This window comes from Microbaculum mangrovi (genome assembly GCF_051390635.1).
In the GTDB taxonomy this organism is placed as follows: domain Bacteria; phylum Pseudomonadota; class Alphaproteobacteria; order Rhizobiales; family Tepidamorphaceae; genus Microbaculum.
Genome location: NZ_JBPODT010000002.1, coordinates 203587 through 227193, shown reverse-complemented (window position 1 = coordinate 227193; position 23607 = coordinate 203587). Strand labels below are relative to the sequence as shown.

Genomic DNA, 23607 nt, shown 5'->3' with positions numbered 1-23607 from the left:
CAAGTGCCACCGCTCGGACGCTATGCGTCAGGCCCTATTCGGCGGCGACGTCGCTCACCGGGTCGGCCGGCGCCTTCGTATGCCCGCCGCGGGCGATATCGCGGAAGCTTTCGACCACGTGCCGGGCGAGCGCCTCGGCCGCCGGACCGAGGTTCGGACGCTTGGCCAGCACGATGTGGTAGTCGCCCAGGGCCGGCAGGCCGCGGCGGTCGTCCAGGCGCTCCAGCGGCTTTTCGATCAGGCTTTCGGGGAACGGCGCGATGGCGAGATCAGCGTAGATCGCCGCCATCTGGCCGGCGCAGTGCGGGCTCGTGTAGGCCGTCCGCGAGGCGATACCCGCCTTGTCCAGGGAGGCAAGCGCGGTTGACCGCCAGGCGCAACCCTTGGGCGCGAGCGCGAGCGGCATCGGCCGCTGCTCGTAGGCGCAGCCGCATTCCAGCCCGGCCCAGACGAGCGGTTCCGTATAGACGATCTGGCCGCGATCGAGCGCGGCGGGACCGCACGCGGAGGTGACCAGCGTCAGGTCGAGGGCGCCCCGGTCGAGCCTCCCGAGAAGCGCGTTCGACATGTCGAGCGTCACGTCGACGTCGACGCCGGGATGGGTGCGCGCGAAACGGCTCAGGATGTTCGGAAGGAAGCGGGTGCCGAAATCGTCCGGCGTGCCGATGCACACGATGCCTTCGACGGCGGGCGCCCGGAACAGGCCGACCGCCTCGTCGGACAGGCGCAGCATGCGCCGGGCATAGCCGAGCAGCGCCTCGCCCTCGGTCGTCAGTCGGACGCTGCGGCCGTCGCGGACGAAAACCGGCCGGCCGAGCGTGTCCTCCAGCTTGCGGATCTGCATCGACACCGCCGAGGGCGTGCGGAACACGGTTTTCGCCGCCCGTGCGAAGCTGCCTGTCTCGGCAATCGCGACGAACGTGCGCAGGACGTCGTTTTCCAGCAGCGGCAGCCCGCCGGTTTCCGATTTCGTCATGGCGTCACCTAATCCGCCCCTGTGTTCAATTTCATTGAACACTAGCGTAAAATCAATTCGTTTGATTGAACAGTCTTCCCAACCGATATTTCTCCGTGGAAACGGCGGCGGCTTCGAAATTGCCGCCCCAAGATCCGGAGATCCATTATGAGCACCTACCAGAACAGCGCCTCCCCCTGCTGTGAAGCGGTCGCTCGGCCGAGCTTCCGGACAGGGTTCCTGTCTCTCGCGACATCGGTCCTTCACGGCTTGCGCCGGCGGATCGAACGGCGCCAGCAGCGGCGGACCTTCATGACCATGACCGCCCTCGACGACCGGATTCTCGACGACATCGGCCTGACGCGGCGCGACATCGAATCCGCCGCCGGCCTGCCGATGGAGATCAACGCGTCGCTGGCGGTCCGGCAGATCGCCGCCGACCGGCGCGCGGCCGAGCGCCGGATGCGCCGGCGCTAGAGGAATACCGACGCCGTCCAGGGTGCAGCGGGCGGTGACGGCATAGCGACGGCGGCCGGCCCCTCCGGCCGCCGTCGTGCATTTCAGCCCCCATATCCGTGGACGTTCCCGTGCTTCCCCCCATAGGGGGGCGATGCCGCTGGCGGATCGGCGACACTCGATGTCGCCTGCCGATCATCACCATGCGTGAAGGAGGCGTATGTCGGATCGGAGCAGGTTTTTCGGGCGATGCCCGTCCGACACCGCGTTTTCGGGGGAAACCATGAAGACACACGCCCGCGCAGTCGTCATCGGAGGGGGCGTCGTCGGCGTCTCGACGCTGTATCACCTGGCGAAGAAGGGATGGTCCGACGTCGTTCTGGTCGAACGCAACGAGCTGACGTCGGGCTCGACCTGGCACGCGGCCGGCCTGCTGCCGCTGTTCAACCTCTCCTACTCGGTCGGGCAGATCCACAAGTACTCGGTGCGGTTCTACCAGGAGCTTGCCGAGGAGACCGGCATGGACACGGGGTTCCGCAAGGTCTCCAACGTCCGCCTCGCCCGCACCAAGGACCGGTGGGACGAGTACATGTACTATTCGGGCATCGCCCGGACGCTCGGTATCGAGGTCAAGCAGCTCAGCCCCGACGACATCAAGGCGCTTTGGCCGTATGTGAACGTCGACGGCCTGCTTGGCGCCATCCAGCACCCGGAAGACGGATACATCCAGCCCGCCGACCTGACCCAGGCGCTGGCGCGCGGAGCGCGCGACCGCGGCGCGGAGATCCACCGCAACACCCGCGTGACCGGGATCGAGCGGCAGCCGAACGGCGACTGGCTGGTGAAGACCGACAAGGGCGACATCGCCTGCGAACACGTCGTCTCGGCGACCGGCAACTTCGTGCGCCAGACCGGCGCGATGATCGGCCTCGACATTCCGGTCATCCCCGTCGAGCACCAGTACATCGTCACCGAGCCGCACCCGGCGATCCAGGAGCACCGTCGGAACGGCGGACTGGAGCTGTGCGTGCTGCGCGAGTCGGATTCCTCCTGGTACATGCGTGAGGAAGCCGGCGGCCTGCTGCTCGGCCCCTACGAGAAGGGGGCGCCGTGCTGCTATGTCGACGGGCCGGACGAGAAGGCCGAGTACGAGCTGTTCCAGGAGGATCTGGAGCGCCTCGAACCGCATATCGAGACCGCGATCACCCGCGTGCCCTATTTCGGCGAGGTCGGCATCAAGAAGGTCTACAACGGCGCGATCTGCTACACGCCGGACGGATCGCCGATCGTCGGCCCGGCCTGGGACCTGGAGAACTTCTGGCTGAACGAGGGCCATTCCTTCGGCGTCACGGCGGCCGGCGGCGCCGGCTGGCAGCTTGCCGAATGGATCGTCGACGGCGAGCCGACCATCGACATGATGGGCGTCGACCCGCGCCGTTTCGGCCCCTACGCCTCGCGCGGCTACCTCAAGGAGAAGAACGAGGAGGCCTACGCCAATGTCTTCACCATGCACTATCCCGACGAGGAGCGCGCCGCCGCCCGTCCGCTGAAGATGGCGCCCTGCTACGACCGGATGCGCCAGCGCGGCGCGGTCTTCGGCTCGGTCTACGGCTGGGAGCGGCCGAACTGGTTCGCCCCCCTCGACTATGAGGTGCCGGCCGACGAGCTCGCCGTCGACGACACGCTGACGAACCACAACCACGCGCCCGCCGACTGGACCGGCAAGGTGCGCGAGAAATGGTCGTTCCGCCGGTCCAACTACTTCCCGTTCGTCGGCGAGGAGTGCAAGGCGGTGCACGAGGGCGTCGGCCTGCTCGACATGTCGGCCTTCGCCAAGTGCCATGTCTCCGGCCCCGGCGCGGAGGCGTGGCTCGACGCGATCCTCGCCAACCGCATTCCGAAGAAGATCGGGCGGCTGGGCCTCTGCCACATGCTGTCGCAGAACGGCGGCGTGCGTTCGGAGTTCACCGTCTACAAGGCGCGGGAGAACGGCTACTACCTCGTCTCCGCCGGCGCCTACGAGCGGCACGACCACGATTACCTGACAAAGCTGCTGCCGGCCGACGGCAGCGTCCGCGTGCAGCCGGTCACGACGCAGCTCGGCGTGCTGGTGCTCGCCGGCCCGCGCGCACGCGACGTGTTGCAGAAGCTCACCGACACCGACCTGTCGAACGCCAGCTTTCCTTGGCTCACCGGCAAGCGCATCAGCGTCGGCCGCGCCGTCGCCGATGCGATGCGGGTCAACTTCGTCGGGGAGCTCGGCTGGGAGCTGCATCATCCCATCGAGATGCAGAACATGATCTTCGACCTCGTCATGGCGGCCGGCAAGGACTACGGCATCCGCCCGTTCGGCATCCGCGCGATGGATTCCATGCGGCTGGAGAAATCCTACCGGCTGATCCCGCGTGAACTGTCGATCGAGTATTCCGCGCTGGAATCGGGCCTAGATCGCTTCGTGCATCCCAACAAGGGCGACTTCATCGGCCGCGACGCCCTGGTCGCCTGGCAGCAGAAGGGGTTCCAGAACCGCTTCGTGACGATGGAAGTGCACGGCATCGGGGATGCCGACGCGCGTGGCAACGAGGCGATCTGGCGGGGCGACGAACTGGTCGGCCGGGCGACGTCGGGCGGCTACGGCTGGCGGCTGGGCAAGTCGCTGGCGCTCGCGATGGTGCGGCCGGAGCTGGGCGAGATCGGAACGGATCTGGAGATCCAGATCCTCGGCGACCGCTACAAGGCCACCGTCATCGAGGAATCCCCGTTCGATCCGCAGAACGAGCGGCTGAGGGCCTGACGCGCCGATTGTACGCGCCTGTTGGGCGCGCCGGTTCGACGCGCCGGCCAGACGCAGCGGGGAAAACCGGCACGGCGCTTGAGGTCGGGCCGCGCTGTTTGTAAGAAAAGCCGTGCCGGCGCGCGCCGGCCCGGCTTTCTTGGCGGCCGCACGCCGTACGGATCTGCTCGCAATGACCAGCGTGACCTACCGTCCCGAAATCGACGGGCTCCGCGCGCTCGCCGTCCTCGTCGTGGTGTTCTTCCATGTCGGGTTCGCGCCGTTCAGCGGCGGCTTCGTCGGCGTCGACGTGTTCTTCGTGATCAGCGGCTATCTGATCACCCGCCTGATCCGCGCCGACCATGAAGCCGGCCGCTTCTCCTACGCGACCTTCTATGTCCGCCGCGCCCGCCGGCTGTTTCCGGCGCTGTTCGTGGTGCTGGCGGCAAGCTTCGTCGCCGCGTTCTTCATCCTGTCGCCGCGTTTCTTCGAGGAGTTCGCGGATTCGCTCGTCTGCACCACGTTCTTCGTCTCGAACATCTGCTTCTGGTGGCAAAGCGGCTATTTCGACGCCGACGCGATCTACAAGCCGCTGCTGCACATGTGGTCGCTCAGCGTCGAGGAGCAGTTCTATCTGGTCTGGCCGACCGTCCTGGTTGCCCTGCTGGCGCTCCGGCCACGGGTCGAACGGTCGCGCTTTCCCGCCCTCACCGAGTGGGGCGTCCCGCTGTTCCTGCTGGTCGCCGGCGCCATCAGCGTCTACCGGGCCGACCGGACGCTCGACAACGACGCGGCGGCGGTTTTCTACCTCGCCCATTTCCGGATCGGCGAGTTCGCCGTCGGGGCGGCGCTCGTCTGGATCGAAAAATACCGCCCCCGGCGTGCATTAGTGCTCGACGCGCTGATGCTGGCGGGCCTTACGATGATCCTGGCGGCGGTGTTTCTCTACACCGAGGCGACGCCGTTTCCCGGAACGTCGGCGATGCTGCCCTGCATCGGCGCGGGACTGGTGATCTTCGCCGGGGGCGGCGCGCGGCTGGCGCGCCTCCTCGACAACCGCGTCGCGATCGGCATCGGGCTCATTTCCTACTCGCTCTACCTGGTGCATTGGCCGATCGTCGTCTTCTACGCCTACGCGATCGCCCGCGATTTCCGGCCGGTCGAGCAGTGGGGCATGGTCGCCGCCTCCATCGCCATCGCCACGGCGATGTATTTCTGGGTGGAGCAGCCGTTCCGGCGCAGGCGGCCGCGCGGCATCGCCCTGAGCAACCGGCAGGTCGGGCTCGCCTCGGCGGCGCTGGCGGTCGTCCTCGTCGCCCCGGCGGCCTACGTGTCGGCGAGCGGCGGCATGGACTGGCGCATGTCGGACGACGTCGCCGCGATGCTGAAGACCATGGACAAGGACGCAAGGGCCCGGCGCACGGCGACACGGTCGAACCGATGCCACATGGTGACGCGAAACCAGTCCATCGAGGAGTTCGCCAGGCACTTCAAAGCGTGTTCCCCCCTCGGAGAACGTAACTTCGCGGTCGTCGGCGACAGCCACGCCGCCGACCTGTGGCTCGCCCTGTCGCGGGCCTACAAGAGCGTCAACGTCATCCAGCTGACGGGGGCCGGCTGCGATCCGTGGACCGAGCACCCGAAATGCGTGCAGCTCAGGCAGTTCACCGGCACGTTCATTGCCGATAACGCCGACCGCCTCGACGGCGTCGCGATCACCGCACGGCTTGGATCGGACGCGGCGCAGGATATCGACCGCTACGCCGACGGCGTGGCCGCCCTCGCCGCCGACTATGCCACGGCGGGCGTGCCGGTCGTCGTCTTCGGACCGCAGCCCGAATACTCCAGGGACGTGCCGACCCTTGTCGCGACCCGCCGGACAATGGACGGCCTGGACGGCTTCCTGCGCGCCTATCTCGACCGCGAGGTGCTCCGCGTCGACCGCCTTTACGCCGACGCGCTCGCCCGCCGGGGAATTGCCTATGTGTCGAAGATCGCCCTGCTCTGCCCCGGCGGGGACTGCGCGGTGCTCGCCGCCGACGGCGCCCCGCTGGTGACCGACTATGGCCACTGGACGGTCGAGGCGAGCCGGGTGTTCGGCAAGCGTCTGCGCGCCCGCTATAGGACGGTCGAAAACCTGTTTGGAGCGCGGGAAACGGCCGGCGACTAGCCCTTGAGGTCGCCGGCGGCGGGTATCTCGCCGTCGCGCGAAATCACGATCGCCACCGGGCGCCAGGCGGGAACGTGCGAGCAGACGATCAGCACGATGACCATGATCGGCACCGACAGGAACATGCCGACGATGCCCCAGACGAAGGCCCAGAAGGTCAGCGACAGGATGATCACCAGCGGGCTCAGGTTCAGCGAGCGGCCCATCAGCGCCGGCTCGACGAAATTGCCGATGAAGAGCTGAATCGCGCCGACGCCGAAGAAGATGATCACGAACGGCCCCAGCGTATCGAACTGCACCAGCGCCACTACCGCGGGCAGCAGGGTGGCGACCGCCGATCCGATATTCGGGATGAAGTTCAACAGCACGGCCAGCAGTGCCCAGGTCTCGGCGAAATCGAGACCCATCGGCTTCATCACCACATAGGCGGCGCCACCGGTCAGCGCGCTGACGAACAGCTTGATCGAGAAGTAGCGCTGGATGCTGTCCGAGATGGAGATGATCAGTCCGTGAACGCGCCGCGACTGGTCGGAATTGGGAAACAGCCGGGCGAGCTTGGACTGGAAGGCGCCGCGCTCGACGAACATGAAGCCCATGTAGAGGACAATCAGGGTGATCGTCGTCAGCGTCGCCCCGGCCGACCCGACAACGCCGGGAATGCGCCTGGTCAGATCGATCTCGGAGAGCGCCCTCTGCATGTCTTCGGCGATATCCCGGCCGAAGAACTCGGCTGCCTGCGACAGCAGCGCCTCCATGCGGGCGATGTAGCGCGGGCTCGCGGCAATCACCGCCTCCACCTGGGAGGACATGACGTAGACCATCAGGAACAGCGCGTAGAAGATGATGACGAGGCCGATGACAGTCGCCAGCGGCCGCGGCACCGACCAGTGGCCGACCCGGATCCGCGTGATGCGGTCGATCAGCGCGGCAAGCAGGCTGAACAGGACCAGCGCGATGGCGATCGGGATCAGATAGGACCGTCCCGCCATCAACGCCGAGAACACGATCGCGGCGGCGACCAGCCAGAGGAACCAGCGCGGTATCATCGGCTCTGCGGTCCCACTACGTCGCACTTTCTCGTTCGCGCCGCTCGGTCAGCGGAGAGCGCCCGTAGAATTCCCGGTAGCATTTGGAGAAATGCGAGGCCGAGACGAAGCCGCAGGCCACCGCCACCTCGACCACGGGCAGGTTCGACTGGAGCAGCAGGTGGCGGGCGCGATCGAGGCGCAGCTCGAGATAGTAGCGCGCCGGCGAGCGGCCCATGGTGCGGCGGAACAGGCGCTCAATCTGGCGGCGCGACAGACCGGCGAAGCGGGCGAGCTCGACCAGCGACAGCGGCTCGGCGATGTTGGCTTCCATCAGCTCGATGATGGTCAGCACCTTGGAATTGTGGATACCCAGCCGCGCCCTGAGCGGCAGGCGCTGGCGGTCCTGCGGGCTGCGCACCCGGTCGGTGAGCGCCTGTTCGCAGACGCGATTGACGACCGTGTCGCCATGGTCGGCGTCAATCAGGCTCAGCATCATGTCGAGCGAGGCGGTGCCGCCGGCACAGGTATAGATGTTCCGGTCGACCTCATAGAGATCCGCATAGACGTCGGCTTCCGGGAAGGCCTCGGCGAAACCCGGCAGGTTCTCCCAGTGAATGGCGCAGCGCCTGCCGTCCAGCAGCCCGGCCTTGGCCAGTATCCAGGCGCCAGTGCACATCGCCCCGACGGTAACGCCGCCGCGGTGAAGTTGCCGAATCCAGGAATTCAAAGCCTTCGATTCGTACTTCTCGACGAAAACGCCCGAGCAGACAAAGAACATGTCGGGCCGCTCGTCGGAGTGGAACAGCCGCTTTTCATCCTCGAGCGAGCCGTCGACGGCGACCTTGACGCCGTTCGAGGCGAGCCCGGGCGAGCCGGTCTCGGTGACGAGGCGCCACTTGTAGTACTGCTGGCCGAGATGCCGGTTGGCCAACCGCAAGGGCTCGATCGCGGTGGCGAACGCGATCATCGAGAAGTTCGGCACGAGAAAAAATACGATCCGGCGCGAACGCTGTACGGTGGCGTCCATGCAAGGCCTTTCCCAAACCGCGCGGCAACCGGTTACCCAACCGAATTGCCTGATGTCGCAATCAGACCAATGTTCGCTCCTAGATGACAAACGATCGCGACGCAAGAACGGCTTGTATTGCAACGCGAAATCATCCTGCCTCGCGGAACGGCCCGACACTTGCGTCCAGGGGCTCCGGTAAGCGACCATCGCGAGGCAGGCAGCGGCCCGGGGCTGTCGAAACCGGGCCGCGACAGCGAGCGAGGCCGGCCGGGTGAAATATTCCGTCTTTTCCTTGATCCGCGAGGGCCTGAAGGGCCACCAGGGCTGGCCGCGCGTGTGGCGCGCGCCCGAGCCCAAGGCCGCCTACGACGCCGTCGTCATCGGCGGCGGCGGCCACGGGCTGGCAACCGCCTACTATCTGGCAAAGGAGCACGGCATGACCAACATCGCCGTGATCGAGAAGGGCTGGATCGGCGGCGGCAATTCGGGGCGCAACACGACCATCATCCGCTCCAACTACCTCTTCGACGAGAGCGCGGCGATCTACAACCACGCGCTGGAGCTGTGGAAAACGCTCGGCCGCGAGCTCAACTACAACATCATGATGAGCCACCGCGGCGTACTGAACCTCGCCCATGACGAGCACGAGGCCCGCCAGCTCAAGCGCCGCGTCGAGGCGAACCGCCTCAACGGGGTCGACGCCGAATGGCTCGACGCCAGGCAGGTCAAGGATTTCTGCCCGATCATCAACATCTCGCACGACATCCGCTATCCGGTGCTGGGCGCCACGCTGCAGCGCTCCGGCGGCACCAACCGGCACGACGCGGTGGTGTGGGGTTACGCGCGGGCCTGCGACGCCATGGGCGTCGACATCATCCAGCAGTGCGAGGTGACCGGCATCAGGACCGCCAGGGGCGCGGTCACGGGCGTGGAGACGACGCGTGGCGTGATCAAGACCCCGAAGGTCGCCTGCGTCACCGCCGGGCACACCTCGGTGATCGCGGCGATGCTGGACATCAAGCTGCCGATCCAGAGCCACCCGCTGCAGGCGCTCGTCTCCGAGCCGATCAAGCCGCTGGTGCCCTGCGTCATCATGTCGAACGCGGTGCACGTCTATTGCAGCCAGTCGGACAAGGGCGAGCTGGTCATCGGCGCGGGCATCGACGCGCACAATTCCTACACGCAGCGCGGCTCGATGGACATCATCGAGCACCAGATGGCCTCGCTGTGCGAGCTGCTGCCGCCGGTGTCGCGCCTGCGGATGATGCGCCAGTGGGGCGGCATCGTCGACACCTGCCCCGACGCCAGCCCGATCATCTCGAAAACGCCGGTAAAGGGCTTCTACATCAACGGCGGCTGGGGCACCGGCGGCTGGAAGGCGACGCCGGGCTCCGGCCATGTCTTCGCCTGGACGGTCGCCAGGGACGATCCGCATCCGATCGCCGCGCCCTTCGCGCTCGACCGGTTCCAGTCCGGCGCGCTGGTCGCCGAACACGGCGCCGCGGCCGTAGCGCATTAGAGGGGGAGCGGGAGAGCGGTGCAGCGATTGAGAGAAACGAGATGTTCCTGATCACCTGTCCCTATTGCGGCACGCGCGACCAGTCAGAGTTCTCCAACGCCGGCGAGGCGCATATCGCCCGGCCCACCGACGGCGAGGCGCTGACTGACGCGCAATGGGCCGACTTCGTGTTCCTGCGCAACAACCCGAAGGGCCTGTTCGCCGAGCGCTGGGTCCACGCCGCCGGCTGCCGGCGGTTCTTCAACATGCTGCGCAACACCGCCACCGACGAGATCCTGGCGGTCTACAGGATCGGCGAGACGCCGCCGAAGGTGACGACCGTGGCGCCGGCCACGCCGTCGGGCGAAGCGCCGATCGGCTCGGGCAACGACGCGGTGAAGGTCGTGCAGCCGGAGGAAGCGACGTGAGCGCGGCGCTGCTCTCCCCTGGCACGTCATCCCCGGGCTCGACCCGGGGATCTCGGCGCGGTTGGACGCCTGCCGGACCATTCGCACGAGATTGCCGGGGCGAGCCCGGCAATGACGTAGTGGGATGTTCCGGCTCTCGTGACTTGGAGCTCGTCCCATGACCGGCCAGCCCAATCGCCGCGCCTCCGGCGGGCTGATCGATCGTAGCCGGGTCGTCCGCTTCCGGTTCGACGGGCGCGACTTCACCGGCCATCCCGGCGACACGCTGGCCTCCGCGCTTCTGGCCAACGGCGAGCACATGGTGGCGCGCGGCTTCAAATATCACCGCCCGCGCGGCATCTTCGGCGCCGGCAGCGAGGACCCGACCGCCCTCGTCCAGATCGGCCGCGACGCGGCGCGGACAGATCCGAACACCCGCGTCACCGAGCAGGAGATCTACGATGGCCTGGAGGCGATGGCGCAGAACGTCTGGCCGTCTCTGACGTTCGACGTCGGCGCGGTCAACGACTGGGCCTCGGCTTTCCTGCCGGCCGGCTTCTACTACAAGACCTTCATGGGCCCGCTCGGCAGCTGGATGGCGTTCGAGCCGTTCATCCGCCGCGCCGCGGGGATGGGCAAGGCGCCGTCGGCGCCCGATCCCGACCGTTACGAGGCGATCAACCGGCACTGCGACGTGCTGGTCGTCGGCGGCGGCCCCGCCGGCCTGATGGCGGCGCTGACGGCCGGGCGCGCCGGCGCCCGCGTCATCCTCGCCGAGGAGACCGCCGCGCTCGGCGGACGGCTCCTGTCCGTCGATCCGGATACGGTCCGGCTCGGTGGCGCGGCACCGGCGGAGTGGGTCGACAGCGTCGTCGCCGAGCTTGGCCGGCTGGACAGCGTCACGGTGCTGCCCCGCACCGCCGCGTTCGGCTACTACGCGCAGAACTTCGTCGGCCTGTGGGAGCGGGTCACCGACCACCTGGCCGCGAACGCGCGGCCCGGCAACCTGCCGCGCCAGCGCGTCTGGCGGGTGCGGGCCAGGGAGGTGGTTCTGGCGACGGGCGCGGTCGAGCGGCCGCTGGTGTTCCACGAGAACGACCGGCCGGGCATCATGCTCACCGGCGCTGCGCGCACCTTCGTGCACCGCTACGGCGTCCTGCCCGGCAAGCGCGTCCTGGTCTTCGCCAACAACGATTCCGCCTGGGAGGCGGCGTTCGACCTGCAGGCGGCGGGCGCGCGGGTCGCGGGCATCGTCGACCTGCGCCGCGACGTCGACGCCGCGCTGCTGAGCGCGGCGGCCGGGCGCGGCATCGCGATCCATCCCGGCGCGGCGATCGTCGGCACCTCGGGCAGCCACCGGGTATCGGGCGCGACAGTCCGCAGGCTCGGCGATTCCGGCGATGTCGAAGGCCCCGTGACCGCGATCGAATGCGACCTGCTCGCCGTCTCGGGCGGCTGGATGCCCAATATCGCTCTGTTCTCGCAGTCGCGCGGCAAGCTCGCCTATGACGAGGCCCTGAGTGCCTTCAAACCCGGTCAATCCTGGCAGCGGGAACGGTCGGCGGGCGCGGCGGCGGCGACCTTCGACCTGGACGGCTGCCTAAAGGAAGGCGCCAAGGCCGGCGCGGACGCCGCGGCGAAGGCCGGACTTTCGACCAAGGCGGCGAAACCGCCGAAGGTGGAGGGCGCGGAGCGGCCGCAGGGCACGCCGAAGGTGATCCCGGAAATCCCGTCGGGGCGGCCGAAACACAAGGTGCGCGCCTGGATCGACCTGCAGGACGACGTCACCACCAAGGACCTCAGGCTGGCGCTCCACGAGGGCTACGACTCCATCGAGCACGCCAAGCGCTACACCACCACCGGCATGGGCACCGACCAGGGCAAGGTCGCCAACATGAACGCCTTCGCCCTCGTCGCGGATACGCTGCAGAAACCGATCTGGCAGGTCGGCACGACCACCTACCGCCAGCCGTGGAAACCCGTCACCTTCGCCGCGCTGGCCGGCCAGCATGTCGGCGACCATTTCCATCCGCGCCGCACGACGCCGATGCACGCCTGGCACAAGGCCAACGGCGCGGTGTTCGAGCCGGTCGGCGACTGGCTGCGCGCCCGCGCCTACGTGAAGCCGGTCGAGTCTTTCGACGAGGCGGTGCGACGCGAGAGCCTGGCCGCGCGCGAGGGCGTCGCCGTGCTGGACGCCTCGACGCTGGGCAAGATCGACATCCGCGGCAAGGACGCGCGCACGTTCCTGAACCGCGTCTACACCAACGCCTGGTCGAAGCTCGCTCCCGGCAAGGCCCGCTACGGGCTGATGCTGGGCGAGGACGGCATGGTGATGGACGACGGCGTCACCGCCTGCATCGCCGACGACCATTTCCACATGACCACGACGACGGGCGGCGCCGCGCGCGTGCTGACATGGCTGGAGGACTATCTCCAGACCGAATGGCGGGAGCTGGAGGTCTATCTCACCACCGTCACCGAGGAATGGGCCGTGGCGAGCCTGTCGGGGCCGGACAGCTGGCGCGTCGTCGCCGATCTCTGCGAGGGCATCGACCCCGATCCGGAGCGCTTCGCCTTCATGAGCCATGCCGATGCCACCATCGACGGCGTGCCGGTGCGCGTGTTCCGCATCTCGTTCACCGGCGCGCTCGCCTACGAGATCAACATCGCCGCCGATTACGGCGCATGGCTGTGGGACAAGGTGATGGAGGCGGGGGCGAAATACGCCATCACGCCCTACGGCACCGAGGCGATGCATCTGCTGCGCGCCGAGAAGGGCTTCATCATCGTCGGCCAGGAGACCGACGGCACGGCAACGCCGAAGGATCTCGGCATGGACTGGATCGTGTCGAAGACCAAGGGCGACTTCATCGGCAAGCGCTCGCTGTCGCGCTCCGACACGGCGCGGCCCGACCGCAAGCAGCTCGTCGGCCTGGTGACCGAGGATCCCGCGATCATGCTCGCGGAAGGCGCGCACGTCATCGCGACGGGAACCGAGCCGACGGCGAAGCCGGTGCCGATGCTCGGCCATGTCACGTCGAGCTACATGAGCCCGACGCTGAACCGCTCGATCGCGCTCGCCATGGTGAAATCCGGGCGCGACCGCATGGGCGACCGCCTGTGGGTGTCGCGCCCCTCCGGCCCGCCGATTCCGGTGACGGTGACGGGCACCGATTTCCTCAAGCTGCGGGAGGACGGGGATGTCTGACACGCGCCGCCGCTCCGCCCTCGCCCATCGTGCGCCGGTCAAGGCGACGGATGACGCCGCCCGCATGGCGGAGGCGCCGTTCCTCGGCAAGCTGGTCCTGCGCGGCGATCCGGACGCGATCGGCGAGGCCGTGACCGACACGGTCGGTGTTTCGCTTCCCGAGGCCTGCCGGGCCACGCGCCAGGATGAGACGGCGATCCTGTGGATCGGTCCGGACGAGTTCTGGATCGTCACCGCGATGGACGCGCAGGCGGCGCTGGCCGACGGGCTGGAGACCGCGCTGGCGGGCGTCCACCACCAGGTCACCGACGTTTCCTCGTACTACACGACGATCGAGCTCGCTGGTCCGCGCGCCCGCGACATGCTGATGAAGCTGACGACGCTCGACCTGCATCCGTCCGCCTTCACCCTGGGACAGGTCGCCGGCTCCCTGTTCGGCCGCGCCCAGGCGACGCTGTGGCAGGTCGACGCGGACGAGACCGAGGGCGGCCCGGTGTTCCGCCTGTTCGTTCGCCGCTCGATGGCCGACTACCTGTGGTGCCTGCTCGCCGAGGCGGGCTTCGAATGGGGCATGCCGACACAGGCGCCGCTTTCCGGCGAGACCTGGCGCCTGGAGAGATAGGCGGCCGGGAAAAGCCTCTCCTTCGTCGTCCGGTATATCGCTCGGTGTCCCGTATATCGCTCGGTTCTGCCGCTACCGCCGTCTGGGCCCCGGATCAAGTCCGGGGCACGGGCGTCGTATTGGCGCACGGTCCGAGCAACTTATTGCTGCCTCGTGTCCCGGACTTGATCCGGGACCCAGCGCCGACACGACGAGGCGCCGACGGCTGGGGCAATCAATAGTCCGGTCCTCCCCTCCTTCGTCATGCCCGGGCTCTATCCGGGCATCTCGTGCCGTCTTCTCGGAGTTGCCGGGTCACGCCTGGCAATGACGCAAGGGGAATGCGATCGCCGTCGTCGCTCGGGGCGCGGGGCGCCGCCGCCCCATTTCCTGCCGGGGCTTGGCGCGGCCACATTGAGGGCTTAAATCTCGTCCCGCCAGCCGTTCAGGAGTTTTCACCATATGGCCAAGGATCAGACGCCGGTCGTGCGGCTACAGGACTATGCCCCGCCGGCCTATCTCGTCGATCGCGTCGAGCTCGATTTCCGCCTCGACCCGCAGAGCACGCGGGTCAGGAGCCGCCTGCACGTCCGGCCCAATCCGGACGGCCCCGGCGGCGACCTCGTTCTCGACGGCGAGGACCTGGAGCTGACGGCGCTGGAACTCGACGGCGCGCCCCTGGCCGGCACCGCCTACAAGCTGGACAAGGACCGCCTGACGATCGCCACGCCGCCCGAGCGCGCTTTCGTGCTCGACATCGGCACCACCATCGATCCCAGCGCCAACACCCGGCTGATGGGGCTCTACCGCTCGAACGGCGTCTATTGCACCCAATGCGAGGCGGAAGGCTTCCGCCGCATCACCTTCTTCCCCGACCGGCCCGACGTGCTCGCCGTCTACACGGTGCGCATCGAGGCGCGCGCCTCCGACGCCCCCGTGCTTCTGTCGAACGGCAATCCGGTCGGAAGCGGCGTCGTGGCCGGCAGCGACCGGCACTACGCCGTCTGGCATGACCCGCATCCCAAGCCGTCCTATCTCTTCGCCCTGGTCGGTGGCGACCTCGGCCGCGTCGGCGACACCTTCGTCACGGCGTCCGGCAGGGAGGTGACGCTCGGCATCTATGTCGAGAAGGGCAAGGAGGACCGCTGCGACTACGCGCTGGAAGCGCTGAAGCGGTCGATGCGCTGGGACGAGGACGCGTTCGGGCGCGAATACGATCTCGACGTGTTCAACATCGTCGCCGTGTCCGACTTCAACATGGGCGCGATGGAGAACAAGGGCCTCAACGTCTTCAACGACAAGTACGTGCTGGCGAGCCCCGAGACGGCGACCGACACCGACTATGCCAATATCGAGGCCATCATCGCCCACGAGTACTTCCACAACTGGACCGGCAACCGCATCACCTGCCGCGACTGGTTCCAGCTCTGCCTGAAGGAAGGGCTGACGGTGTTCCGCGACCAGGATTTCTCCGCCGACGTGCGCTCGCGCGCGGTGGAACGCATCGGCGACGTGCGGACCCTGAAGGCGCACCAGTTCGTCGAGGACGCGGGGCCGCTGGCGCATCCGGTACGGCCTGAAACCTACAAGGAAATCAACAACTTCTATACGGCGACCGTCTACGAGAAGGGCGCCGAGCTGATCCGCATGCTTAAGACGCTGCTCGGCCCGGACGGCTTCCGGGCGGGCATGGACCTGTATTTCGACCGCCACGACGGCACGGCGGCGACGATCGAAGACTTCATCGGCTGCTTCGCCGCGGCGACCGGCCGGAACCTCGACGATTTCATGCTGTGGTACCACCAGGCCGGCACGCCGGAGGTGACGGCGAGCGGGCGCTACGACACGGCGGCGCGCACCTACGAGCTGACCCTCGAGCAGACCTGCCCGCCGACGCCCGGCCAGCCGACGAAGCAGCCGATGCCGATCCCGATCGCCTTCGCCCTGCTCGGCCCGGACGGCGACGAGATCGCCGACCTGAAGACCGACAGCCCGGCGGTGCGCGACGGCCTGATCGAGCTCACCGGCACGCGGGAGCGGATCGTCTTCACCGACCTGCCGGCCAAGCCGGTGCCGTCGCTGCTGCGCGGCTTCTCCGCCCCGGTGAAGCTGACCGCCAACCTGACGGACGACGACCTGCTGTTCGCCGCCGCCGAGGACAGCGACCCCTACAATCGCTGGCAGGCGGTCCAGTCGCTGGCGACCCGCATCCTGATCGAGGCGCAGGCCGCGATCGCCGCCGGCAGGACGCCGGAGATCGACCCGCGCTTCCTCCGCTCGCTCGAGCACACCGTCGAGGCGGACGCGCTCGATCCGAGCTTCCGCGCCCAGGTGCTGTCGCTGCCCTCGGAATCCGACATCGCCCGCGAGATCGGCCGCAATGTCGATCCCGACGCGATCCATGGCGCCGACCGGTGGCTGCGTGGCCTGATCGGCGGCGAGCTCGGCGCCTGCCTCACCGACGTCTATCGGCGCTACGGCTCCAACCTGCCCTACAGCCCGGACGCGGCCGGCGCGGGCCGCCGCGCGCTGCGCAACACCGCGCTCGGGCTCATCGCCGGCACCGGCCAGGCGGGCATCGAGACCGCGGAGCGGCACTACCGCAACGCCGACAACATGACCGACCGGATGGCCGGCCTGTCGGCGCTGACGCGCCAGGGGGCGCCGGAGGCCGACACGGCGCTGGACGATTTCTTCGAACGCTATCGCACCGACCCGCTGGTGCTCGACAAGTGGTTCAGCCTGCAGGCGACGATGACGGGGCCCGATACACTCGACCGGGTGATGGCGCTGATGGATCATCCCGCCTTTTCGCTGTCGAACCCGAACCGGGTGCGCGCGCTCATCGGCGCGTTCGCGGCGGCGAACCCGACCCAGTTCAACCGGGCCGACGGCGCGGGCTACCGGCTGGTCGCCGACTTCACGCTGGAGATCGACCGCAGCAATCCGCAGGTCGCGGCGCGGCTGGTGTCGGCGTTCCGCTCGTGGCGGGTGCTCGAACCGGCGCGGCGCGCGGCGGCGGAAGCCGAACTCAGGCGCATCGCCGGGCACGAGGGCTTGTCACGGGACAGCGCCGATATCGTAGAGCGCAGCCTGGATTAAACGCCCGGAGTTAACCGGTTTTTAAGGCTTGGCCGCCTGTGGCGGGGGCGTTGCTTTTTGGACTCACGAGCCAAAAAGCGCGCCTAGAAGCGTGCAGACTCTAGACAAATCACCTTGCATTTGATTCGAATAAGACGATTCGGAAGAGATGCGGCGCTTCGGCGAGAGGCCTTGTCGAAGCATTCCGAAGGGGGTCAAAAATGCAGCGGGCGGAGTCCGTTCGGCGCCTGGGGCGCATAGGGGGAAGTGTATCTGCGTTTCAGGGAATTGCTCGGGACATTGCCGTTCCGACCTATGCCGGCCTGGTTAAGGCCGAGCCGCTGTTCCGGCGCATTGTCACTCCACTCCTCATCATACTGGTTCTGCTGATCGCGGCCGCTGTGGTCACGATCAACATGCAGGCACGCGACGATGCCGAGATCGCGGTGCGCCACGAGCTCACCATGACGGCCGACATCATCGCGGCGCGGATCGACGCGGCCTACCGCGCCGAGGGCACGCTCGGCGGCGAGGCCTTCGCCCAGGTCGCACTCACCGATGCCGGCCTTAACCGCACGCTCGGCCAGATCGTCCTGGTGACGGGCACGGCGGGCCGGATCATCGCCGGCCTTCCCGAATCGAACGGCCTGCGGAACGCCGGGCTCGTCGACGTGCTCGGCCCGGCCCTGCCGCTGGCCACCTTCGGCGCGCGCGCCGGCGTGTTCGACGCCACCCTGCCCGGCGACAACCCGGCCCTGGTCACGGTTCGCCATCTCGAGGCGCCGCTCGGCGACGTCGCCGTGATCGAGCCCAAGAGCACCGTCGTCGAGCGCTGGCGCGCGGCGGCGGCCCTGCCGACCACGATCCTCATCATCGCCGACCTTGCCCTGCTGCTGATCGGCCTCGCCTTCCGCTGGCAGGGAGCCAACCTCAATCGGGTCGAGACGGCCTACGACACCAGCCGCGCGCGCCTCGACACCGCGCTGCGCCGCGGCCGCTGCGGCCTGTGGGACTGGGACCTGGCGCGCGGACGCATCTTCTGGTCGGCGTCGATGCTGGAGATGCTCGGACGCGACGACAAGGACGCGATGCTGTCGATCGGGGACGTGTCGCAGATGCTGCACCCCGACGAGGAGGACTTCTACGACCTGGCGAACGCGCTCGCCGCGCAGGATACCGGCCACGTCGACCGCACCTTCCGGATGCGCCATGCCGACGGATCGTGGATCTGGCTGCGCGCACGCGCCGAGATCGTGCCCGACCACGCGAACGGCGACCGCCATCTCGTCGGCATCGCCGTCGATATCACCGAACAGCAGCGTCTCGCCGAGCGCAGCGCCACCGCCGACATGCGCCTGCGCGACGCCATCGAGGCGACCTCGGAAGCCTTCGTCCTCTGGGACGCCGACAACAAGATGGTCCTGTGCAATCGCAAGTACCAGGAACTGCACCGGCTCCCCGACGCGGTGGTGAAGACGGGGACCCATTACGACGCGGTGATGGAGCAGAGCCGCCAGCCGATCGTGCAGGTGGACGAGAAGGTCGGCGGACCGGTCGGCGACGCCGGCCGGCTCTACGAGGCGCAGATCGAGGACGGCCGCTGGCTGCAGATTTCCGAGCGGCGCACCAAGGATGGCGGATTCGTCAGCGTCGGCACCGACATCACCCCGCTGAAGCGGCAGGAAGAGCGCCTTCTGGAAAGCGAACGGGCCCTGACGGCGATGGTCGCCGACCTGCGCCGTTCCCGCCAGACGCTGGAAGTGCAGGCGCAGCAGCTGGTCGATCTGGCCGAGCGCTACGCCCAGGAAAAGACCCGCGCCGAGCTCGCCAACAAGACCAAATCGGAGTTCCTGGCCAACATGAGCCACGAGCTGCGCACGCCGCTCAACGCCATCATCGGCTTTTCCGAGATCATGGAGACCGGCACGTTCGGTCCGCTCGGCTCCGACAAGTACAACGAATATTGCCGTGACATCCGCATGAGCGGCGAGTTCCTGCTCGACGTCATCAACGACATCCTCGACATGTCGAAAATCGAGGCCGGCCGCTACCAGCTCGAGGCCGAGGATCTGGATCTCGGTGAAATCGCCGGCGAGTGCGTGCGCATCATGTCGCTGCGCGCCGAGGAGATGAACATTTCCACCTCGGTCGTCATCGGCGACGACCTGAGCGTGAGCGGCGACCGGCGCGCCCTGAAGCAGGTGATGCTGAACCTTTTGTCGAACGCGGTGAAGTTCAACAACGAGAGCGGCTCGATCAAGGTCCGAGCGCGCTCGGTTTCGGGCGGCATCACCATCTCGATCGAGGATACCGGCATCGGCATCGAGCGCCACGCGGTGCGCCGGCTGGGACGGCCCTTCGAACAGGTGGAGAACCAGTTCACCCGCACCCACAAGGGCTCCGGCCTCGGCCTCGCCATCTCACGTTCGCTGGTGGAGCTGCACGGCGGCGCGCTGCGCATCCGCTCGACGCCCGGCAAGGGCACGATCGTCACGGTGCGGCTGCCGCAGAAGCCGGTCATCCAGGGAACGCCCGACAACGGCGGGCCGCAGGCGCGCGCGGCGTCGGCCTGAAGTCGTGACAGTGCAATAGCGAGCGGCGTCGTCCGTCGGTCCTATCCGCGATTGCGGAGAATCCAGTCCACCGCTTCGGCCAGATCGGCCACAACGGCCGTCGGGGCCGGTTTGGCGCCCTCCTCCGCCCCGTGCCGGTATTTTCCCGTCCGCACCAGGATCGCCGCGCCCAGGCCGGCCGAAAGCGCGCCGGAGACGTCGGCCTCGACATCGTCGCCGACCATCACCGCCTGCGCCGCGTCGACGCCCAGGCCGGCGACGGCCGCGGCATAGAAGTCCGGCGCCGGCTTGCCCACCACCACCGCCTGCCGGTCGCTGGCGTATTCGAGCGCGGCGACGAACCCGCCGGCATCGAGGCTCAGCGCGCCGTCGGCGTCGCGGAAGGTCCGGTTGCGGGCCAGCGCCAGGAAACCCGCGCCATCCACGAGGGCGCGGAACGCGCCGTTCATCGCCTCGTAGGTGAAGCCCGCGCCGGCATCGCCGACGACGACCGCCGTGTCGGGATAGTCGTCGAGGCCCTGGAAGTCCTCGGCCAGCGCCGGATGGATCAGCAGGTGCGGCGCGCGGCGCATGGCGTGGAGCCAGGCGCGCGCGGCCTGTGCCGGCGTGGTCAGCTCGCTATCGGCGACGCTCAGCCCCATCGCCTTCAGCCGCGCGATGATCTCGCGCTTCGGCGAGCGGGTGGTGTTGGTGATGAAGCCGAGCGGCAATCCCGCGCGCCGCAGCCGCTCCACCGCCTTAATCGTGCCCGGCAACGCCGCGCCGCCGACATAGACGACGCCCGCCAGATCGAGAAGCACGCCACGGATCATCGGATCGGCCTCCCTGTTCCGAAGCACCGGTCAACCCGCCGGCCGATAGACCGATCGTCAGACGGCCAGCAGCTTGTCGAACACCGCCTTCACCTTCGCCTGCGTGTCGCGTAGATCCGCCTCCAGACGCGACAGGTCGGGAACGTCGGCGGCGTTGCACAAAAGCCGCGACAGTCCGCGCGGGGTCTGTGCCGGGTCGAATGGACCGGTCAGGCACAGTCGCAGGATCTGCGTCACCGCGTGATAGAGCTGGCAGGCCGGCTCCAGCACCGCCGCATCGCCCTTCTTGAGCACCCCGGCCTGGCGCGCGGCGGCGAGCGCCGCGGCGGTGTTCTGCGACAGGATCTCGGGGTGCTTGTGGCCGTAGGCGAGCTGCAGGAACTGGGCGATGAACTCGACGTCGATCAGGCCGCCGCGCACCGTCTTGATCTCCCAGGCGTCGTCGGACCCCTTTTCCTTCTGGATGCGGTCGCGCATGTCGACGATGTCGGCGCGCAGGTCCTTCATCCCGCGCTTGGCCGTCAGCACCTTGCCGACGACGTCGCCGATGCGGCGGGCGAGCTTGTCCGGCCCCGAGATCACGCGGGCGCGCGTCAGCGCCATGTGCTCCCAGGTCCAGGCCTCGTCGGTCTGGTAGGACGCGAAGCCGTCGATGTGGACGGCCAGCGGACCCGATCGGCCCGAGGGCCGCAGCCGCATGTCGACCTCGTAGAGCGTGCCCTCGCCGGTGGGCGCCGACAGGGCGGCGACGAGGCGCTGGGTCAGGCGAATGTAATACTGCGAGGCGGGCAGCGGGCGGCGGCCGTCCGACGTCGGCTCCTCGCCGCGGTAGTCGTAGAGCAGGATCAGGTCGAGATCGGACGTGGCGGTCATCTCCGCGCCGCCGAGCTTGCCCATGGCGACGACGGCGACGGCCCCCTTCTTGATGCGGCCGTTGGTCCGCGCCAGCTCCTCGGCCGCCAAGTGATGCAGCCGGTCCACCAGAAGCTCCGCCAGACGGGCGAAGGCGCCGCCGGCATCGGCCGCCGAAACCGTCCCCGACAACACCCGCACGCCGATCAGGAAGGACTGCTCCTGGCCGAAGATGCGGGCGCGGTCGAGAGCATCCTCGTAGCTGGCGGCCTCGGCAAGCGTCGCCTCCAGGCGCGTCTCCAGCATCTCGCGGCTCGGCAGGGCGTCGAAGAAATCGGGCTCCAGCACGGCGGCGAAGACGCGCGGGCGGCGGCTCAGGAGATCGGCGAGGCGCGGCGCGGTGCCGAGGATCTCGGCGAGCAGATGCAGCAGGTGGGGATTGGACCAGAGCAGGGAGAAAAGCTGCATGCCCGCGGGGAGGCGGGAGACGAACTGGTCGAAGGCGAGCAAGGCGGAATCAGGGTTGGCCGTGGTGCCGAGCGCCTCCAGCAGCGCCGGCGTGATCTCCGTCAGCCGCTCGCGGGCGCGGGCGCTGCGCGACGCGGCGATCCGGCCGAAATGCCAGGCGCGAACGGCGGCCGTGACCTCCTTCGGGTTGGTGAAGCCCATCCGCAACAGGGTTTCCAGCGTCTCGGGATCGTCCTCGTCGCCGGTGAAGACCAGGTTGCCGGTATCGGTGGAAAGCGTCGGGGCATCCTCGAACAGGTTGGCATAGTGACGCTGCACCGTCCGCAGTTCGGCGGTCAGCGCGTTCGCCATCTCCGCCTCACCCTTGAAGGCGGCGAATCGGGCGAACCGCTCAAGATCGTCCGCGTCGGCCGGCATGGTCTGGGTCTGCTCGTCGGCGACGATCTGAAGGCGGTGCTCCAGCCGGCGCAGGAACCGGTAGGCGTCGGCGAGGTCGTCGCGGACCTTCGGCTTGATCCAGCCGCCCTCGGCGAGCAGGTCGAGCGCATCGAGCGTGCGCCGCGTCCTGAGTTCGGGATGGCGGCCGCCGATGACCAGCTGCTGCGTCTGGACGAAGAACTCGATCTCGCGGATGCCGCCGCGGCCGAGCTTGAGATTGTGGCCGCGAACGGCGACGGCGCTGTGGCCCTTGTGGGCGTGTATCTGCCGCTTCATCGCATGGACGTCGGCGAGCGCGGCGAAATCCATGTACTTGCGCCAGACGAAGGGCGAGATTTCGCGCAGGAAAGCCTCTCCCGCCGCGATATCGCCGGCGCAGGGCCGCGCCTTGATGAGCGCGGCGCGCTCCCAGTTCTGCCCCATGCTCTCGTAATATTCGAGCGCGGCCTCGAGCGAGATCGCGATCGGCGTTGCGCCGGGATCGGGACGCAGGCGCAGGTCCGTACGGAAGACGTAGCCGTCGGCGGTGAATTCCTGCATCAGCTTGACGAGATCGCGGGTGATGCGCACGAACAGCGCCTCGACCTCCTCCGGATCGGCGGCATGGGCGCGCGCCGGGTCGTAGAGGACGATCAGGTCGATGTCGGAGGAAAAATTGAGCTCGGCGGCGCCGTGCTTGCCCATGGCGAGCAAGATGTAGCCGGAGTCCCGCGACGGTTCGGCCTTATCGGCCAGCGCGAGATCGCCCTTCTCGGCGGCGGCGGCCAGCAGCCAGTCGACGGCGGACGAGACGGCGGTGTCGGCGATCTCGGTCATCGCGGCGATGACCCGGTCGACCGACCAGACGCCACCGAGATCGGCCAGCGCCACCAACGCGGCCGCCTCGTTCTTGTAGCGCCGCAGGGCGACCATCGCCGCCGCGCGATCCTCGGCGGCGCGTACCTCCGAGCGGGCGGCGGCGCCCAGAACCGCGAGATAGCTGTCGGTGTCGGCGAACAGCACCCGCTCGGCCATGGCCGGATCGGCCTCGAGGAGGCCGCGAAGCCAGGGCGAGCCTTCGAGCACGCCTTTCAGGAAATCGGCCGGCGCGCCCTTCCTGTCGATCTTGGCGAGCTTCCGGCACTTCTCCGCCTTGGCGGCCGCCAGCAGGTCGTCGAGAAAGGCCGCGGCGTCCGTCTTGTCGACGACATTCGGCGACTCGCTCAGGCGCGACAGGAGGGTTTTCTCAGCTTTTCTGGTCTTTTCTGCAGTCTTCGCCATGCGTCCCGGCCCGAC

Annotated in this window: 14 protein-coding genes; 9 read left to right on the top strand and 5 right to left on the bottom strand. The window is 68.3% G+C overall.

The annotated features are described in order from the left end of the window. Positions 1-34: 34 nt before the first annotated feature. A complete protein-coding gene (locus ACSF9G_RS07505; protein WP_436640093.1) occupies positions 35-976 on the bottom strand; it encodes a LysR substrate-binding domain-containing protein in 942 nt (313 codons plus the stop codon). Positions 977-1123: 147 nt separating this feature from the next. On the opposite strand from ACSF9G_RS07505, the gene ACSF9G_RS07500 reads away from it, so the two are divergent. From ACSF9G_RS07500 to ACSF9G_RS07490, 3 genes are all read left to right on the top strand, one after another. Then, on the top strand, positions 1124-1432 hold the full coding sequence (locus ACSF9G_RS07500) for a DUF1127 domain-containing protein (RefSeq protein ID WP_436640091.1): 309 nt from the start codon (positions 1124-1126) through the stop codon (positions 1430-1432). 262 nt (positions 1433-1694) lie between these two features. Beyond that, positions 1695-4205: a GcvT family protein gene (locus ACSF9G_RS07495; protein WP_436640089.1), complete on the top strand. Its 2511-nt coding sequence runs from the start codon at positions 1695-1697 to the stop codon at positions 4203-4205. Positions 4206-4377: 172 nt separating this feature from the next. Further along, positions 4378-6354, top strand: coding sequence for an acyltransferase family protein (locus ACSF9G_RS07490; protein ID WP_436640087.1), 1977 nt, complete (start codon positions 4378-4380; stop codon positions 6352-6354). Here the strand turns inward: ACSF9G_RS07490 and ACSF9G_RS07485 are convergent. After that, positions 6351-7400 carry an AI-2E family transporter gene (locus tag ACSF9G_RS07485; protein WP_436640085.1) on the bottom strand — a complete coding sequence of 350 codons (1050 nt, stop codon included), beginning with the start codon at positions 7398-7400 and terminating at the stop codon, positions 6351-6353. The genes ACSF9G_RS07490 and ACSF9G_RS07485 overlap by 4 nt on opposite strands. A gap of 16 nt (positions 7401-7416) precedes the next feature. Then, positions 7417-8409, bottom strand: coding sequence for a GlxA family transcriptional regulator (locus ACSF9G_RS07480; protein WP_436640083.1), 993 nt, complete (start codon positions 8407-8409; stop codon positions 7417-7419). A 253-nt stretch (positions 8410-8662) separates the two neighbouring features. Here ACSF9G_RS07480 and ACSF9G_RS07475 point away from each other — a divergent pair, with 253 nt between their 5' ends. The 6 genes from ACSF9G_RS07475 to ACSF9G_RS07450 all read left to right on the top strand — a co-directional run bounded on the left by ACSF9G_RS07475 (position 8663) and on the right by ACSF9G_RS07450 (position 19762). Next, positions 8663-9910 carry a sarcosine oxidase subunit beta family protein gene (locus tag ACSF9G_RS07475; protein WP_261614746.1) on the top strand — a complete coding sequence of 416 codons (1248 nt, stop codon included), beginning with the start codon at positions 8663-8665 and terminating at the stop codon, positions 9908-9910. Between the two features lie 41 nt (positions 9911-9951). Further along, on the top strand, positions 9952-10317 hold the full coding sequence (locus ACSF9G_RS07470) for a sarcosine oxidase subunit delta (RefSeq protein ID WP_436640081.1): 366 nt from the start codon (positions 9952-9954) through the stop codon (positions 10315-10317). Between the two features lie 157 nt (positions 10318-10474). Beyond that, positions 10475-13507, top strand: coding sequence for a sarcosine oxidase subunit alpha family protein (locus tag ACSF9G_RS07465; RefSeq protein WP_436640079.1), 3033 nt, complete (start codon positions 10475-10477; stop codon positions 13505-13507). After that, entirely contained in the window at positions 13500-14129 is a 630-nt protein-coding gene (locus tag ACSF9G_RS07460; RefSeq protein WP_436640077.1) for a sarcosine oxidase subunit gamma, read from the top strand. Before ACSF9G_RS07465 ends, ACSF9G_RS07460 begins: the two co-directional genes overlap by 8 nt. Positions 14130-14570: 441 nt before the next feature. Further along, positions 14571-17210 carry an aminopeptidase N gene (gene pepN, locus ACSF9G_RS07455; RefSeq protein ID WP_436640075.1) on the top strand — a complete coding sequence of 880 codons (2640 nt, stop codon included), beginning with the start codon at positions 14571-14573 and terminating at the stop codon, positions 17208-17210. A 200-nt stretch (positions 17211-17410) separates the two neighbouring features. Continuing rightward, on the top strand, positions 17411-19762 hold the full coding sequence (locus ACSF9G_RS07450; protein WP_436640073.1) for a PAS domain-containing sensor histidine kinase: 2352 nt from the start codon (positions 17411-17413) through the stop codon (positions 19760-19762). 41 nt (positions 19763-19803) lie between these two features. Here ACSF9G_RS07450 and ACSF9G_RS07445 read toward each other — a convergent pair whose 3' ends face one another. Further along, entirely contained in the window at positions 19804-20574 is a 771-nt protein-coding gene (locus ACSF9G_RS07445) for a TIGR01458 family HAD-type hydrolase (protein ID WP_436640071.1), read from the bottom strand. A gap of 57 nt (positions 20575-20631) precedes the next feature. After that, positions 20632-23592 carry a bifunctional [glutamine synthetase] adenylyltransferase/[glutamine synthetase]-adenylyl-L-tyrosine phosphorylase gene (locus tag ACSF9G_RS07440; protein WP_436640069.1) on the bottom strand — a complete coding sequence of 987 codons (2961 nt, stop codon included), beginning with the start codon at positions 23590-23592 and terminating at the stop codon, positions 20632-20634. Positions 23593-23607: the final 15 nt, after the last annotated feature.